We start from the raw sequence: 16,982 nt of genomic DNA on the forward strand, positions 1-16,982 counted from the left end.
CGAGTGATTGAACTTTCCTACCATCAATCAATTCCAAGTCTTTTTATCCATATTTGGCAAAGAGAGCTTAAACTTAATAATACAGAGTCGAATCACAAAACCGACAATTGAGAGAATGATAAAGGCAGTGATTCTTGGAAAGTGAAGGACAAAGGCCAACCAGTAATAAATAACGCCAATTACGAAAGATAGAAGTGCATAGATGTCTTCTTTTAGAACACTTGGAACTTCATTTATAAGGAGATCTCGGATAATTCCTCCGCCAGCACCTGTTAAACAGGCCAAAATCCCTGCAGACATCAAGTTCAATTTACTATCAGCTAAGGCGGTAGCTCCAATCAAGGAAAAGATGATTAAGCCAATCGAATCAAAGATAAGATAAGCTTCTCTCAGCCACTTATAGAATTTTTTTTCTTGACTAGCATTGGCTTGTTTTGATGTCACAAATGCATACATAATAACAGCTACTAGAATAGAGACATAAATCGGTCCAGGATCTGCGAGAGCGGAGGGAAAACGACTGATAATAGAATCTCTTAAAATACCTCCACCTACTGCCGTTACAATTGCCAATAAACTAATTCCAAAAATATCTAAACGTTTACCAAATCCTTTGATGGCTCCTGACGCCGCAAAGGCTATAGTCCCAATATAATTACAAATCATTAGGAATAGGTCAAAATCCATGTAAGCTCCTCAATTTATTTTTGTAACCTTTCTGACTTCTTGAAGGTTATTCTAAATACTTTAGCTTGAAATGTTATATTGAAAACAAACTAAGCATCCATATTTTCTAAATCTTTTAGTTTAACAGAGACAATCTTAGAAACACCAGATTCTTGCATGGTTACCCCATAAATAGAGTCTGCGGCTGCCATGGTTCCCTTACGGTGGGTAACAACGATAAATTGACTATCCTTGTCAAATCGATTGAGATAATCCCCAAAGCGTTTAACGTTAGCTTCATCGAGTGCAGCCTCTACTTCATCCAAAATAACAAATGGAATGGTCTTGACACGAATGATTGAGAAAAGCAAGGCAAGGGCAGACAAGGCCTTCTCTCCACCACTCATGAGGTTGAGAGATTGGATTTTCTTACCTGGCGGTTGAACAGAGATTTCAACACCTGCTGTCAATAAATCTCCCTCGGTAAGGATTAGGTCCGCTTGACCACCACCAAACATCTGCTTGAAGGTCACTTTGAAGGATTCACGAATAGCTTCAAAGGTTGATTTAAATCGTTCCTTCACTTCATCGTTCATCTCTGTAATGGTTTCAAGAAGAAGATTTTTGGCAGAAAGAATGTCATCACGTTGACTATTTAAGAATTCCAAGCGTTCGTGAACTTCGTCAAACTGTTCAATAGCATCCAGATTGACTGGACCAAGTGAACGGATAGATTTTTCTAAATCCTTGACCTCTTGTTCAGCGACAGCCAAATCTTCTAACGGATTGACTTGTTCTAAAGCTTCCGTATAACTAATCTGGTATTCTTCAGTCAGTTGACCTTGAAGATAGCGAAGGCGGTCCGTAATCTTCTCTTTGGTTGCTTCTGCACGTGTTTGCTTACGAATCCATTCTTCATTTTGCTGACGAGCTTGTTCTAAATGACTAGCAATATCATCCAATTGACCTTCAATATCATCCAGTTCAAACTGCTTACGAATGAGTCCTTGTTGAATTTCTTCCTTCTGACTCTTAGCTTCTCTTTCCTGCTTGGCCAAAAGTTCTGTATCAACCTTTTCAAGATTGTCTACCTTTTCTTGCAAAAGACGTTCAATCTCTTCTTGCTCCATATCAAGATATTCAAGCTCTTTGTTAATCCGTTCAATATCTGCAACTTCGTAACGTTTTCGCCCTACCATTTCTGTTTTGAGCAGACGTTCTTGAGAAAGTTTATCCTGCAAGCTTTGATAACGTTCTTGAATCGCATTTTTATTGGACTTGATTTCTTCAATCTCAGACTCCAGCTTTTGCTTTTCAGTTGAAATAACTGCAAGACGTTCTTGACATTTTTCTTTTTCAGCTTGCCAATCTCCACCTCTGAGATTAGTTAACTCTTGCTCCTGAAGTTCTAAAAGTGTTTCGAGTTCTTCGACTTGTTGGCAAGTTTGTTGATAAGCCAGATATAAGCCTTGCTCCTCTATTCGAGCTTGCTCTCCTTGAGACTTAATAGTCTCCAAAGTTTGAGCGAGAGCACTCAAGTTTTCTTGAAGTGATTTCAGATTTTCTTCTTCCTGACCAAGAATCTTCTCTTCCTTAGCAATTTCTTTTTGCAACTCTTCTAATTCAGGCTTGATAAAAATGCTGTTATTTTGACGATTGGCACCACCAGCATAAGAACCACCTGTACGCAATTCTGTACCATCTAGGGTTACCATCCGAACTTGATAACGTACCTTACGAGCAGCATCACGCGCATGCTCTACCGTATCAAAGATTGCTGTTGTAGCTAGCAAGTTTTTAAAAATAGCTTCATGCTTGGCATCAAAGGTAACCAATTCATCTGCCATTCCAAGAAAACCTGGACTTGAGGCAATCACATCTTGGTTCTGACCAGAAATGCTACGAGCCTTGATGGTTGTCAAAGGCAGGAAGGTAGCACGACCAGCTCGGTTTCGCTTAAGGAAATCAATAGCTTTAGTCGCAGCCTGTTCATCTTCAACGATGATATGTTGACTACTTGCACCGAGGGCAATTTCAAGAGCTGTTTGATAACGAACATCAAAAGTTAAATGTTCACTGACCGCTCCGACAATACCGCCCAGGCGATTTTTTTCTTGTAGAACACTCTTAACACCCGCATAGAAATTACTATGATTTTTAAGAATGTTTTCCAGACTTTGCGCCTTGGCCTGCTTGTTTTTCAAACTATCTAGGCGGTCAAAAAGTTGATTTTGCTGACTTTGATAAGCCTGCTTTTGTTCTTCTTCCTGTTTAGCATTCGTCTGATAGTCAGCAAGCAAGGTCTGTACTTTTTCTTTTGCTGATTTAAGAGCAGTTTCTTGTTCACTTGCCTTAGATTTGGCAGAAGCTAATTGTTCCTTCAAGGACTCCAATTGTTCTTCTTGCTTTTGAGTCTGTTGGCGACTATTTTCAAGATCATTTTCAATCCGTGTCAATTGGTTAGAGACATCCGCTTCTTCCTGCAAGAAAGCAACAAAGCGCTCACGCAATTTCTCAATCATCTGATCTGGATCATCAGAAAATGCTACTAACTCAGCTTCTAAACGATTGATCTCCTTGGTATTGACTGCAAGATTTTCTTCTAACTGACTGAGATTTGCTTCTTTTTCTTCCTTCTCTTGAATAAGAACATTTCTCTTTTCATCCAAACTAGCTAAACGAGCTTGAGCCTCTTGTTGATTGAGAGCAACCTGCTCTGTCTCCAGTTTAGACAAGGCCAATTTCCGTTCTAAATCACTGATTAGAGCAGTCAAATCCATCAAACTAGTTTGATCTTTAGCCATCTCTGCTTGTAAATCTTGTCTCTGCTTCTTGAGAGATTGATTTTCAAGTTCTAGTGACTCGCGTTTTTGATAATAACTAGTCAACAGTTCTTGAACTTGGTTTAATTCTTCTTCTGTTAGATTCAATTCAGCCTTATTGGCTTGAATTTGTGCAACTAAAACATCTAAGTAGATGCCTTTACGCTGACTGTCCAAGTCTATAAATTTACGAGCTGTTGCTGCTTGCTTTTCTAAGGGCTTGATTTGATTGTCTAACTCATAGATGATATCTTCCAAGCGGTCTAAATTGTCTTGAGTTTGTTGAAGTTTGCTTTCCGTCTCTTTGCGACGAGTTTTATATTTTAAAACTCCGGCAGCTTCTTCAAAGATTGCGCGACGTTCCTCAGGTTTAGAGTTGAAGATTTCTTCAACCTTCCCTTGGGAAATAATAGAGAAGGAGTCGCGACCAAGTCCGGTATCTAAGAAAAGATCATGAATATCACGAAGACGGACTTTTTTCCCATCAATCTTGTATTCACTATCTCCCGTACGATAGATGTGACGCTCCACCTTGATTTCCTGTCCTGAATCCTTGATGAAACCATCCTGGTTATCTAGAGTAACAACTACAGAAGCATAGTTTAATGGTTTTCTACTTTCTGTTCCTGCAAAGATAACATCTGGCATCTTCCCGCCACGAAGACTTTTGACACTGGATTCCCCAAGAGCCCAGCGTAAACTTTCTGTGATGTTAGATTTTCCAGAACCATTGGGTCCTACAACTGCTGTTACTCCTTGGTCAAAGACAACCTTGGTTTTGTCAGCGAAGGACTTAAACCCCTGAATCTCAATTTCTTTTAAATACATGAATCCAGTCCTTCCTCAACTGCATTTTTAGCGGCTTCTTGTTCGGCCAATTTTTTAGATCGTCCTTGACCCCTACCTAAACTTTGACCCTCGACGAGGACTTCAACCTCAAACATCTTATCATGGGCAGGTCCAATCTCTGAAATCACCTGATAACGAATATCGACATCACCATTGACTTGGAGTAATTCTTGGAGGTGAGTCTTGTAGTCTTTAATCATCTCAAAATCACCAGCCTCAACCTTCGGTATCATGACCTGATAGATAAACTCTTTTACCGTAAGTAGATCCTTATCTAAAAGCAGGGCACCCAAAAAGGCTTCGAAAGCATCTCCCAAGATGGTATCTCGATTACGGCCTCCAGATTTTTCCTCTCCCTTTCCTAGCTTGATAAACTGGTCAAACTGGCAGTCACGGGCAAAACCAGCTAAACTCTCCTCGCGTACAATCATGGCACGGAGTTTAGACAGGTCACCTTCTGGTTTTTTAGGATATTTTTTGTACAGATATTCTGAAATCAATAATTGCAGAACAGCGTCTCCTAAAAATTCCAAGCGTTCATTGTGTGAAATTTTTAAGAGGCGGTGCTCATTGGCGTAACTAGTGTGAGTAAAAGCTGTTTCAAGTAACTGTTTATCTGAAAAAACAAGCCCAAAACGTTGCTCTAACACGGTTTCTAATTCTTTCATAAGAACCTCTTTCTAAAACATTATAATACACTCCATTATACCAAAAAAAGCTTTCTTAGTCAGAAAATAACAGTTAAAAGTCCTTTTTCTGACTTGTGTTTAAAATCAATCCATTACTAGCAGTTCAGCCTATTTTTTGGTATAATAAATCTTATGGAAATTGAAAAAACCAATCGAATGAATGCTCTGTTTGAATTTTATGCAGCCCTTTTGACTGATAAGCAGATGAACTATATCGAGCTTTACTATGCAGACGACTATAGTTTAGCTGAAATTGCAGAAGAGTTCGGTGTCAGTCGTCAGGCTGTTTATGATAATATCAAACGTACAGAAAAGATTCTGGAAGATTATGAGATGAAGCTTCATATGTACTCTGATTACATTGTCCGCAGTCAGATTTTTGATCAGATCATTGAGCGCTATCCAGAAGATGCTTTTCTACAAGAGCAAGTTGAGATTTTAACAAGTATTGACAATCGGGAGTAATCATGGGCAGTCTAGTTAATTATCAAGGAATACCTTGCAAACTATTAGCCGCAGAGGAACCATTTCCTACTCGACTACAGATTATCTCGCCCAATGATATCTCCAAAGCTATGCAAATAGGTTTTAGCTGTTGGGGATATCCAAATGAAATCATGAAAGAAGTCACACCTGAAGAACTAGAGTGTTTGCAACATTTCGGACGATTTCCACTGAATTGAATAAATAGGAGAAAAATATGGCATTTGAAAATTTAACAGAACGTTTACAGAACGTCTTTAAAAATCTACGTAAAAAAGGAAAAATCACAGAGAGTGATATCCAAGAAGCAACCAAGGAAATTCGTCTGGCTCTTTTAGAAGCCGACGTTGCTCTTCCAGTTGTCAAGGATTTTATCAAAAAAGTTCGTGAACGTGCGATTGGGCACGAAGTCATTGATACCCTCAATCCAGCTCAACAAATCATCAAGATTGTTAATGAAGAGTTGACGGAAGTTCTTGGTTCTGATACAGCTGAGATTATCAAGTCTCCTAAGATTCCTACAATCATCATGATGGTTGGTTTGCAGGGGGCTGGTAAAACAACCTTCGCTGGAAAACTTGCTAACAAACTCAAAAAAGAAGAGGATGCTCGTCCTCTGATGATTGCGGCCGACATCTATCGTCCTGCAGCTATTGACCAGCTTAAAACACTAGGACAACAAATTGATGTTCCTGTCTTTGCTCTTGGAACTGAAGTTCCTGCAGTGGAGATTGTTCGCCAAGGTTTGGAGCAAGCTAAAGCCAACCATAACGACTATGTTTTGATTGATACGGCCGGTCGTTTGCAAATTGACGAACTTCTTATGAACGAGCTCCGTGATGTTAAAGCTCTTGCTCAACCAAATGAAATCCTTCTCGTCATCGATGCCATGATTGGTCAAGAAGCTGCAAACGTTGCGCGTGAATTTAACGCCCAATTAGAAGTTACCGGTGTCATCCTTACCAAGATTGATGGTGATACTCGTGGTGGTGCTGCCCTTTCTGTTCGTCACATTACTGGAAAACCAATCAAATTCACTGGTACTGGTGAAAAGATTACCGACATTGAAACCTTCCACCCTGACCGTATGGCAAGCCGTATTCTCGGTATGGGAGATATGCTGACTCTGATTGAGAAAGCTTCCCAAGAATACGATGAGCAAAAAGCCCTTGAAATGGCTGAAAAAATGCGTGAAAATACCTTTGATTTCAACGATTTCATTGATCAGTTGGATCAGGTACAAAATATGGGACCAATGGAAGATTTGCTCAAGATGATTCCTGGTATGGCCAACAATCCAGCTGTCCAAAACATGAAGGTGGATGAAAAACAAATAGCTCGCAAACGTGCTATCGTGTCTTCTATGACTCCTGAAGAACGTGAAAATCCAGATTTGCTCACTCCAAGCCGTCGTCGTCGTATTGCAGCTGGTTCTGGTAATACCTTTATCGATGTCAACAAGTTCATCAAAGACTTTAACCAAGCTAAACAACTCATGCAAGGTGTCATGTCTGGTGACATGAACAAGATGATGAAGCAAATGGGCATCAACCCTAACAACCTTCCTAAAAACATGCCTGGTGGCATGGATATGTCCGCCCTTGAAGGTATGATGGGACAAGGTGGCATGCCGGATATGTCTGCTCTCGGAGGAGCTGGAATGCCCGATATGAGCCAGATGTTTGGTGGAGGTCTCAAGGGTAAAATCGGTGAATTTGCCATGAAACAATCCATGAAACGCATGGCCAACAAAATGAAAAAAGCTAAGAAAAAACGCAAATAAAAAAGAGAGTGGGACAGAAATCGGTAATTCGTTAGAATTCGATTTCGTCGTCCCACCTCCGCACAGTTGAGTAGGGCTGTAAAAGCTGATGAAATCAGCGTAGTAGAGCCCACTCAACCACTGCGTCTTGATCGACAATCCAAAGATAATTGAGAGGCTGGGACAAAAGTCCTAGCCTCTTTTTTAGTTATTTCTAAGTTTCTCCAAGGTTTGCTTGAATATTTCTGGAATATCAGCAGTAAATTCCATAGTTTCACCGGTTCTTGGATGAGTAAATCCTAGCGTTTTGGCATGGAGAAATTGTCCATGTCCCTTTAGGGTTTTACGAAGTCCATAAACCTTATCCCCAGCTACAGGATGGCCGATATAAGCCATGTGCACACGGATTTGATGAGTTCGTCCTGTTTCCAATTGCAACTCTAATAAAGAATAGTCACCAAAGCGTTCTAAGACTTGGAAACGTGTCACTGCTGGTTTTCCTTTAGCAGTCACAGCTTGTTTCTTGCGGTCTTTTTCGCTACGACCAATCGGCGCCTCAATAACACCTCGGTCATTTGGAAGATTTCCATGAACGATGGCCCAATACTTACGAAGAGATTTCTTGTCCTTCAATTCTTGAGCAAGTGCGATGTGCGCTTCATCATTTTTGGCAATCATCAAAAGCCCAGATGTGTCCTTATCGATACGATGGACAATCCCTGGACGTAGCACACCATTGATTCCTGATAAGTCTTTGATATGATACATGAGAGCATTCACCAAGGTACCACTGGTATGACCAGCACTTGGATGAACAACCATGCCTTGAGGTTTGTTGACTACTGCTACATCCTCATCTTGATAAATGATTTCTAAAGGAATATCTTCAGCTACATACTCTAAAACCTCTGGTTCGGGAACTTGATAGGTGATGACATCCCCCTCTTGGACCGTATACTTGGCTTTCTTAACCTGGCCGTTGACCAGGACTTGACCAGACTTGATTTGTTCATTGGCGAGACTACGAGACAATTCTGTCAAATCTGACAAAGCCTTATCTAGGCGTATCCCGCCGGTTTCAATTTTAATTTCCATTCATTTCCTCTTTTAGCATTGCAATTAATAACACAACTACTCCTACTGTCAGATAACTATCAGCCACATTGAAAATCGCAAAATTGATAAAGTCTAAGTGAAACATATCCACGACAAATCCTTGGCTAATGCGATCAATGAAGTTTCCCAGACCACCTGCAATAATCAGAACCAATCCAATGACTGTCCAGAGGGAATCCTCTATATGCTTATGCAAATACCAAATAGCTCCCACCATAACTACTAGTGTTATAACTGCAAAAAACCACTGTTGATCTTGAAGCATAGAAAAAGCTGCCCCCCTATTTTGCAGATAGGTTAAACTCACCAGATTAGGAATCCATGATTTGATTTCACCAAGAGCAATATTCTGAACGACATAAGCCTTTACCAATTGATCTAATACAATCAAGGCTGCTATAATCCCTGCTACTAATACTCTTTTTTTCATGCTTTCCTCTTCTGATCAAAATACTCTTGCATAACTTCTACAAATAAGGTTCCCGCTGGGCTCAAGTCTACTTCCTCACGTTTCACATAAACCATGCGATTATTGAGATTATCATTTAATGGAATAACCGTAATTCCGTTGACACTATCTCTATCTAAGAATCCAGAACCAGTCGCATAAGCATTTGTTCTTTCAAGAATTCCATTTAAAGTAGCGCGGTCTGTTACGTTAAACATCTGAGAGCTGGCACTTGTATCCACAAAGTTTTCTGAGTAATAGAGATATTCATCCTTTTCTTGCGTGAATCGAACTGTTGGCAAATCAACTAAATCTTCCATGACCAACTCTTTTTTCTTAGCTAAAGGATGTCCTTCACGCAGATAGATATGCGTCTGGAAAGGAATCAACTCAATCACTTCAAGACCTAATTTTTCAACCCGTTGCATGATACCCTTTTGGTTTTGATTGTTGAGGTAAATAATCCCAATCTCACTATGACCTTGGGCTACTTCATCCAAAATCTGAACAGTTGTAGATTCAAAAATACGGAAATTTTTATAGTCTGGGTACCTTTGAGAAAAAGTTGTGATAGTCGGTGGCAAGAAATCATAGTGCTGGCTGGCTATTGAAAACTCATCCTTTTCCTCTTCAGGATTGGCATACTGGTTCTGGAAAACATCAAATCCTTTGACCAACTCTTGGGCCTTTTCATAAAATTCCATTCCACGACGAGTAAGAAAGGTACCCGAACTGGTTCTGCGGAAAATCTTGAATCCTAGCTCTTTCTCCAGATCTCTTACAGAAATAGATAGACTGGGTTGGCTAACGTACATTTTCTCAGCCGCTTCACGAAAAGTACCACTATTTGCAATAGCAACAACATAACGTAATTGTTGAATATTCATGATTTCTCCTTCGATTTCTATCTTATCATTATACCATAAATCAAGCCTATCCAACAAAGGAAAATCATGAGACAGTTACTTCTAAAAAAGGCAAACAAAAAAACACCTTTAAAGCTAGACCCAAAATCCAACTAAAAAGGGGTGTTATCAAATGCGATTATTTAGCCGCTGCGTAAAGCTCGTCTACTTTATTCCAATTAATAACTGAGAAGAAAGCTTTGATGTAGTCAGGACGAACATTGCGGTATTTCACGTAGTAGGCATGTTCCCAAACGTCCAAGCCCAAGATTGGTTTCTTACCTTCTGAGATTGGTGTGTCTTGGTTCGCAGTTGAAGTTACTTCAAGTTTACCTTCTTTGTTAACAACCAACCATGCCCATCCAGAACCGAAACGAGTAGTTGCTGCCGCAGTAAATGCTGCTTGGAATTCTTCGAATGAACCAAATGTTGCATCGATTGCTGCTGCAAGTTCTGCTGAAGGAGCTGTTTTTTCAGGAGTCATCAATTTCCAGAAAAGAGCATGGTTCAAGTGTCCACCACCGTTGTTGATAAGCGCTTGACGGATATCAGCTGGGATAGATTCTACGTCAGCAAGCAATGCTTCAAGGTCTTCACCAATTTCAGGGTGTTTTTCAAGAGCTGCGTTTGCGTTGTTGACATATGTTTGGTGATGTTTGTCATGGTGCAAGTGCATCGTTTCAGCATCGATGTATGGTTCCAATGCATCGTAAGCGTATGGAAGATCTGGTAAGATAATAGCCATCTGTAATACCTCTTTTTCTTTTTATATAAAAATGATAACGCAAACAACCTGTTTTTTCAAGTTATTTGCTCATTTTGACTGGCTCGCAATCTGCAATAAAGCTTTCTCAAACAAGTACCCTTTTTCGTAAACACCAGTCTTAATTTGATAATCTGCCTGGATGAGATAACGAATAGAATCCTGCAGGAATTTCAGGGACAATCCTCGCGTGTCACGAAGGGCAAATTTGATTTGATAGGGATTCGGATTGCGACCAAGATAGTGACCCAAACTGCTGACCATCTGAGATTCTGTCTGACCAGACTCTTGCAATATTTTTACCTGTGTATAGAGTCTAAACTGTCCCAGCATAATGGCAATCAGCTTAATCTCATCTTCACCCTGTAAGCTCAAATCTTTAACTAAATCTCGTGCCTGATCAATTTTCTTAGTTAATATTAATTGGGTCAAATCAAAAATATTATCCTGCAAAGTCTTTGGAATGGCCTCAACAATATCTTCTTCTGTTATCAGACCACTATCCTTATAAGACAGTAAGAAGAGCAGGTTTTTCTGAATTTCACTGAATTGAAAACTAGATTTGATAAGCAACTGTTCAAAGGAATTTCCATCAAAAGTAAGTCCTTGTTCCTGAGCCCACTTTTGAAAATAGGCTCTCAACTCTTGCTCTTTAGGTTCAAGAGCCTCAAATACTGTCGCGTCTCGCTTAAGTAATTTGACCAAACGTCTCTTGCTATCTAACTTGCCTTCAGCAAAGATTACTAATTTACTTGAGGGTACAGGATTTTCCAGATAGTCTTCAAAGGCCTTTAGCTCATCATCAGTTAGATAGCGTTTTTTAGCAGTTGTAATATCGAGAAAATGATCTAAAATAACAATTTTTTCATCCGCAAAGAAAGGAAGACTGACCAGCTCAAGTTCCAAGCTATTGTAGTCTACTTCTTTCATGTCAAAATAAGCAAAATTCAAATCTGCAGGATCGTATCCGATTTGCTTTAGAACCTGTGCTTTCATGACGTCATACTGGCCTTGATCTGCCCCTGTAAACAGGGTCAAACTAGGAAGGTTTGCTAAGGATAGCTTTCGACTTTCTTCTATGGCTAGCATTTATTCTCCTTTCTTTTTAATTTAGCTTCTGTTTAATCCATATAATTCAATTTTCCACGGAAATCCTCTAGGCTTTGGTATCCTTTTTCCGTCATAATTTCTTTGAGTTCCTTTGTAATACGTTCAAAAGCACCTACACCTTCTTTATGAAGAGTAGTTCCTACTTGTACCATGCTGGCACCACATAGGATATGTTCAAAGGCATCACGCCCTGTGAGCACTCCACCAGTTCCGATGATTTGAATTTGAGGATTTAAGCGTTGATAAAAGGCATGGACATTGGCAAGTGCAGTTGGTTTAATGTATTCTCCACCAATTCCACCAAAACCATTCTTAGGACGAATTACGACAGACTCGTCTTTAATATAAAGACCATTTCCGATAGAGTTAACACAGTTGACGAACTTGAGTGGGTATTTGTTAAAAATCGCTGCTGCTTGATCAAAATGTACAATATCAAAATAAGGTGGTAGCTTAATTCCTAGAGGTTTTGTAAAATACTCAAAGACTTCTGACAAGATACGGTCTGTTGTTTCAAAATCATAGGCAATCTGAGGTTTTCCTGGAACATTGGGACATGAGAGATTGAGTTCAGTTAGACCACGAAAATCACTTTCTTGCACCTTCTTCAAAATGGTATGAGTTTCCTCTGGAGACATTCCAACTAAAGACAGAAAGAAAGTACGGTTTGGTTCTTTTTCTTGTAACTCTAATAGATAGTTCAAATAATAATCTAAACCATTATTAGGCAGCCCCATCGAGTTAATAGAACCTAGTGGAACATCTTGATAACGTGGTTCAGGATTTCCCTGACGAAATTCCAAGGTTGCTGTTTTTGTGACAAAAGTTCCTGCTGCTGAGTTTTTAACACCTTCCAATTCCTCAATGGTCATACAAGTAACTCCTGCTGCATTCATCAAGCAATTATCAAATTCAAAACCAGCAATCTGTGTTTTAGTTGATACCATGATTCTATTCCTCCAGATGATTCCTTTATATCTCCACTATTATACCATACTTTGATAGGACTCTTTTAATAAAACTGACCTCATAAAAATGTTGGCTTTTTTAGCTGAAAAATAGAGCTGTTGCTAAATTGAAAGAATTTTTAGAAAATTTGTGTTTTTTCCTTTACAGTAAAAAATTTTTCTGCTATAATGTCTCATGTAATAAAATATGACAACAAAAAGGAGAACGATATGACATCTGCTAAAGAATATATCCAAAGCGTGTTTGAAACTGTAAAAGCTCGTAACGGGCATGAGGCTGAATTTCTCCAGGCGGTTGAAGAATTCTTCAGCACTTTGGAGCCTGTCTTCGAAAAACACCCTGAGTATATTGAAGAAAATATCTTGGCACGTATCACTGAACCTGAGCGCGTAATTTCTTTCCGTGTTCCTTGGGTTGACCGTGATGGAAAAGTTCAAGTTAACCGTGGTTACCGTGTTCAATTCAACTCAGCTGTTGGACCATATAAAGGCGGACTTCGTTTCCACCCAACTGTAAATCAAGGGATCTTGAAATTCCTCGGATTCGAACAAATCTTTAAAAACGTTTTGACTGGACTTCCAATCGGTGGAGGTAAAGGTGGATCAGACTTTGATCCTAAAGGCAAAACTGATGCTGAAGTGATGCGCTTCTGCCAAAGCTTCATGACTGAATTGCAAAAATACATCGGACCATCTCTTGACGTGCCTGCTGGTGATATCGGTGTCGGTGGACGTGAAATTGGTTACCTTTACGGACAATACAAACGCCTCAACCAATTTGATGCTGGTGTCTTGACTGGTAAACCTCTTGGATTTGGTGGTAGCTTGATTCGTCCAGAAGCAACTGGTTATGGATTGGTTTACTACACTGAAGAAATGCTTAAAGCAAACGGCAACAGCTTTGCAGGTAAGAAAGTTGTTATTTCAGGTTCTGGTAACGTAGCTCAATACGCTCTTCAAAAAGCAACTGAACTTGGTGCAACTGTTATCTCTGTATCTGACTCAAATGGTTATGTGATTGATGAAAACGGAATCGATTTTGACCTTCTTACAGATGTTAAAAACAACCGTCGTGCTCGTTTGACTGAATACGCTGCAGAAAAACCAACTGCTACTTACCATGAAGGTTCTGTATGGACTTACTCAGGCAACTACGACATCGCCCTTCCATGTGCGACTCAAAATGAAATTGACGGTGATGCTGCAAAACGTTTGGTAGCTCAAGGTGTGAAAGTTGTCTCTGAAGGAGCAAACATGCCAAGTAACTTGGAAGCTATCCATGTTTACAAAGAAAATGGTGTCCTTTACGGACCTGCAAAAGCTGCCAATGCTGGTGGTGTTGCTGTATCTGCCCTTGAAATGAGCCAAAACAGTCTTCGCCTTTCATGGACACGTGAAGAAGTTGACGGACGTCTCAAAGACATCATGACAAACATCTTTAACACTGCTAAAACAACTGCAGAAACATACGGTCTTGGTACTGACTACCTTGCAGGTGCAAATATTGCAGCCTTTGAAAACGTAGCAAATGCTATGATTGCCCAAGGTATTGTTTAAAAATAAAGATTATTATCAAAAAAGCAACAACTTATTAAGTTGTTGCTTTTTATCATATTCAAATAAAGTATATCAAACTCTTATTAAGAAACGATAAATGTTTCACCACAGTTTTCACAAGTTAAGTTAGTTCCAATTACTCCATCTGTTGATGTATGACAATTAGGACAGTAGGCCCGTTTTGCTGACAATCTATAAGATAATTGATCTTGTAATACTTTTCCCTTTGTTTCTATAACATCTTCTTCAAGTTCTTCAAATTCAAGAACTGTCATCAAACTTTTATTATATTGTTTCATCCTTGGTTGTATTAAAAATAAAATAAATGATATGACAATAAATAAGAAAAATAATATGAATAAAATTGTAACTATCAAAAGCCACATAAAGTAGAAATCGTGAAGTAATCCTTCTTTTTTTCCTAATAACCATCTTATTTCCTTATCTATGGACTGATAAAATTTCAATCCCGAAACAATACAAATGAAAGATACTAGCGGATAAACAAATTTTGATATCATTAAACGATAGCGTCTCATTTATACTTCCTTTCTAGATAACCATGCACCACAATAATCACATGATTTACCCTGACCTAAGTCAAGCAAATTCTCCCCACTGCATGATGGACAAATAACAGGATAGGTGTTTTTATGAATCTTATGCTTTTCAAATAAGGTGAATAATGCTTGTATCTGTTTTTGTGTCTTAATTTCCTCTTCTCTCTTTGATTCTCGGTAAGTTAGGATCAATATCACAATCAAATTAAGCAAATACCAAGGAATTAAAAGAAATAAAAATCGGATAGACCATTCCCTGGATTTTACTAGTTCAAAAAGTGATGAAAAAGTAATTAAAACAAGCATTTGAAGTAGATTCTTTTGTTTCAACTTTTTCAAGGAAAAGGAATCTTTAATTGTTTTTCGGAATAAGAATAAAATAATTAAGGCAATAACGACATAAGAAATATTTTGGAATGCTAAAAACACTAAACTTATAACAATAGGAATCCCGATAACCTTCCCCAAGAGTATAAAATCAAGATTTTTTAAAATAACATTAGTTGGTTCATCTTCGAGAGCAAAGATAGCTAGTGATAGAACTACAAAACAGAGTATTACTATATTTGAAATTAACCAATGAAAGACTTCTTTCCAATTATTCTTAATATACTGTTTCACCTATCTTCTCCTCTAGTTGCTATATATTCTCTATAAAGAGCTTTCCCATTATATATCTCATCCAAAGCTTTGACTTTAATTTTTATATTTTCTAAAACACCAAAGCTATAAAATGCAAAGGAAGACAAAAAGAAACCTGATAAAGAAAAAATAATAGGTGTCACTATTGAGAAAATCGGCTTACCATATCCTAGAAATAGAGTTGCAATCAATAGTGAAATAAAAAATGTTGCACTTGTTAATCCCATAAAAAGTATACTTAATAAACGAAATACTTGATACATTCACAATATCCTCCTATAATAAATTTCCTAACTGTTTAACTGTCTAGTTTTTCTAATTTTACTTCTACATTGATACAATTTCATAAATTTAATGTTCAAACAAAGAATACATATGTATCAGTATAAAAAATGGGAACTCTGACACAAACAGAACTCCCAAAATAAGCTAATGATTGGGATTAGAAACATGATAGAATCAAAATATTATAAAGATTTTTAAGACATATGTATATTTCATCCCACATTTTATTTTAAAATTTAAACTTTATCTAGGTTGACCGCAATTAGAACAAAACTTAGCTTCTTCAGAAAATTCAGCCCCACACTGACTACAGAACTTAGCTAAAGCATCCTCTTTACTTGAATCGAATTGATTCTGTTCGGAACTATTATTAGCTTGGTTAAGCCCTTCGATATTTCCTACAAGGTTGTTAAGTTTAGCTCCTATTCCAAGACCCATAGCGACTTCCATTCCTACACCCATTAATTTTCCATTAGAATTTTCATTTTTCGCTGCTTCTTCTAGAATATCAAATTTTCGCTCCTCCTGATAGTTATATCCTTCGATATCTCGACTTGTAGTCTTAATTTTAGCATCTACAATTTGTTTATGGAATTTGAAAATATCTTTATATCCCTGACATCCTTGATTAACTTTTAGAGATTCAATATTAAATTCTTCAATACGAATACCATACTTATCGAACTGATTCTCTAAAATCTTAGATAGTTCAAGACCAATTTCATTGCTGTGCATTTCAATATCAATAACAGCAATCTGATTACTATAGACAACTTTTGAAATAGCTGAACTAATTAGTCCAATGGTAGCTTGCCTAAAGCGTTTTTGAAAAATATCTACTGTAATAAGATCAGGCTGACTTGGCATAAATTCCAATAAAAAAGCTTCCAAGTTTACAATTCGAGGAACAAAATTTCCATGTAATTTCAATTCGACAGGAATATCAGTCTCTGGATCTCGTACTAAAATAGCTGAAGGAGTTCCCCAACCAATGGGTTGTAAATCATACAAATTTACGAACCATAGATTTGATGAATTCTGTAAAACACCACCACTGACAAAGGTTTTAAATTCATCCAATAACTGTGTGTCAGAGATTTCAATCTTATGCTTTCCTGCATTAAATCTAGCTAATTCTTTCCCATTTGAAAATAATATTGCACATTGTCCAGGGTTAACAATTAATGTTGAACCAGATTTAATATCCGTTTTAGGATGTCTCCAAGCAAGTATATTTCTGGTATTTTCTCCTTCGTACCGAATAACATCAAACATTTTTAAAGCCATGGTTTCTCCTTTTTATAGTTTCCAAAAATTATAATCAATCAAATCTTATTTTCTTACTTATACTTATATT

General features: G+C 38.1%; 17 protein-coding genes. 4 read left to right on the top strand and 13 right to left on the bottom strand.

Annotation, left to right across the window (positions count from 1 at the left end):
- Window positions 1–27 precede the first annotated feature (27 nt).
- The 3 genes from NML75_RS07650 to rnc all read right to left on the bottom strand — a co-directional run bounded on the left by NML75_RS07650 (window position 28) and on the right by rnc (window position 5,005).
- Window positions 28–687: a trimeric intracellular cation channel family protein gene (locus tag NML75_RS07650; protein WP_006148259.1), complete on the bottom strand. Its 660-nt coding sequence runs from the start codon at window positions 685–687 to the stop codon at window positions 28–30.
- Between the two features lie 89 nt (window positions 688–776).
- Window positions 777–4,316, bottom strand: a complete 3,540-nt coding sequence (smc, locus tag NML75_RS07655; RefSeq protein ID WP_254804346.1) for a chromosome segregation protein SMC — start codon at window positions 4,314–4,316, stop codon at window positions 777–779.
- Complete coding sequence (rnc, locus tag NML75_RS07660; protein ID WP_006148257.1) at window positions 4,307–5,005, bottom strand: ribonuclease III; 699 nt, start codon at window positions 5,003–5,005, stop codon at window positions 4,307–4,309. Before rnc ends, smc begins: the two co-directional genes overlap by 10 nt.
- Before the next feature lie 153 nt (window positions 5,006–5,158).
- On the opposite strand from rnc, the gene NML75_RS07665 reads away from it, so the two are divergent.
- From NML75_RS07665 to ffh, 3 genes are read left to right on the top strand one after another with little or no spacing between them, the layout of a single operon-like run.
- The gene (locus NML75_RS07665; RefSeq protein WP_004252600.1) at window positions 5,159–5,491 is read left to right on the top strand and encodes a putative DNA-binding protein; all 333 of its coding nucleotides are present in this window, start codon (window positions 5,159–5,161) and stop codon (window positions 5,489–5,491) included.
- A 2-nt stretch (window positions 5,492–5,493) separates the two neighbouring features.
- Window positions 5,494–5,709, top strand: a complete 216-nt coding sequence (locus NML75_RS07670) for a hypothetical protein (protein WP_049494484.1) — start codon at window positions 5,494–5,496, stop codon at window positions 5,707–5,709.
- A 17-nt stretch (window positions 5,710–5,726) separates the two neighbouring features.
- The gene (gene ffh / locus NML75_RS07675; RefSeq protein ID WP_178895140.1) at window positions 5,727–7,292 is read left to right on the top strand and encodes a signal recognition particle protein; all 1,566 of its coding nucleotides are present in this window, start codon (window positions 5,727–5,729) and stop codon (window positions 7,290–7,292) included.
- Between the two features lie 183 nt (window positions 7,293–7,475).
- Here ffh and NML75_RS07680 read toward each other — a convergent pair whose 3' ends face one another.
- The 6 genes from NML75_RS07680 to NML75_RS07705 form a co-directional block, all read right to left on the bottom strand.
- Window positions 7,476–8,366: an RluA family pseudouridine synthase gene (locus tag NML75_RS07680; RefSeq protein WP_049494570.1), complete on the bottom strand. Its 891-nt coding sequence runs from the start codon at window positions 8,364–8,366 to the stop codon at window positions 7,476–7,478.
- Window positions 8,356–8,817, bottom strand: coding sequence for a signal peptidase II (gene lspA / locus NML75_RS07685; RefSeq protein ID WP_049494571.1), 462 nt, complete (start codon window positions 8,815–8,817; stop codon window positions 8,356–8,358). The genes NML75_RS07680 and lspA overlap by 11 nt, the downstream gene beginning before the upstream one ends.
- On the bottom strand, window positions 8,814–9,722 hold the full coding sequence (locus tag NML75_RS07690) for a LysR family transcriptional regulator (RefSeq protein WP_049494572.1): 909 nt from the start codon (window positions 9,720–9,722) through the stop codon (window positions 8,814–8,816). Before NML75_RS07690 ends, lspA begins: the two co-directional genes overlap by 4 nt.
- A gap of 157 nt (window positions 9,723–9,879) precedes the next feature.
- Window positions 9,880–10,485, bottom strand: coding sequence for a superoxide dismutase SodA (gene sodA, locus NML75_RS07695; RefSeq protein ID WP_049494573.1), 606 nt, complete (start codon window positions 10,483–10,485; stop codon window positions 9,880–9,882).
- Window positions 10,486–10,554: 69 nt separating this feature from the next.
- Entirely contained in the window at window positions 10,555–11,592 is a 1,038-nt protein-coding gene (holA, locus tag NML75_RS07700; RefSeq protein ID WP_254804347.1) for a DNA polymerase III subunit delta, read from the bottom strand.
- A gap of 32 nt (window positions 11,593–11,624) precedes the next feature.
- Window positions 11,625–12,560: a dihydroorotate oxidase gene (locus NML75_RS07705; protein ID WP_049494575.1), complete on the bottom strand. Its 936-nt coding sequence runs from the start codon at window positions 12,558–12,560 to the stop codon at window positions 11,625–11,627.
- A gap of 231 nt (window positions 12,561–12,791) precedes the next feature.
- Here NML75_RS07705 and gdhA point away from each other — a divergent pair, with 231 nt between their 5' ends.
- Window positions 12,792–14,138: an NADP-specific glutamate dehydrogenase gene (gdhA, locus tag NML75_RS07710; RefSeq protein ID WP_049494576.1), complete on the top strand. Its 1,347-nt coding sequence runs from the start codon at window positions 12,792–12,794 to the stop codon at window positions 14,136–14,138.
- Window positions 14,139–14,221: 83 nt separating this feature from the next.
- Here gdhA and NML75_RS07715 read toward each other — a convergent pair whose 3' ends face one another.
- The 4 genes from NML75_RS07715 to NML75_RS07730 all read right to left on the bottom strand — a co-directional run bounded on the left by NML75_RS07715 (window position 14,222) and on the right by NML75_RS07730 (window position 16,912).
- Window positions 14,222–14,677, bottom strand: coding sequence for a hypothetical protein (locus NML75_RS07715; RefSeq protein ID WP_025170560.1), 456 nt, complete (start codon window positions 14,675–14,677; stop codon window positions 14,222–14,224).
- Entirely contained in the window at window positions 14,678–15,319 is a 642-nt protein-coding gene (locus tag NML75_RS07720) for a hypothetical protein (protein ID WP_049494577.1), read from the bottom strand.
- Window positions 15,316–15,603, bottom strand: a complete 288-nt coding sequence (locus NML75_RS07725; RefSeq protein ID WP_004252581.1) for a hypothetical protein — start codon at window positions 15,601–15,603, stop codon at window positions 15,316–15,318. The genes NML75_RS07720 and NML75_RS07725 overlap by 4 nt, the downstream gene beginning before the upstream one ends.
- Window positions 15,604–15,868: 265 nt before the next feature.
- The gene (locus NML75_RS07730) at window positions 15,869–16,912 is read right to left on the bottom strand and encodes an SPFH domain-containing protein (protein WP_049494578.1); all 1,044 of its coding nucleotides are present in this window, start codon (window positions 16,910–16,912) and stop codon (window positions 15,869–15,871) included.
- Window positions 16,913–16,982: the final 70 nt, after the last annotated feature.

It is taken from the genome of Streptococcus sp. CF4-3, assembly GCF_024295385.1.
Taxonomy (GTDB): Bacteria; Bacillota; Bacilli; order Lactobacillales; family Streptococcaceae; genus Streptococcus; species Streptococcus infantis_I.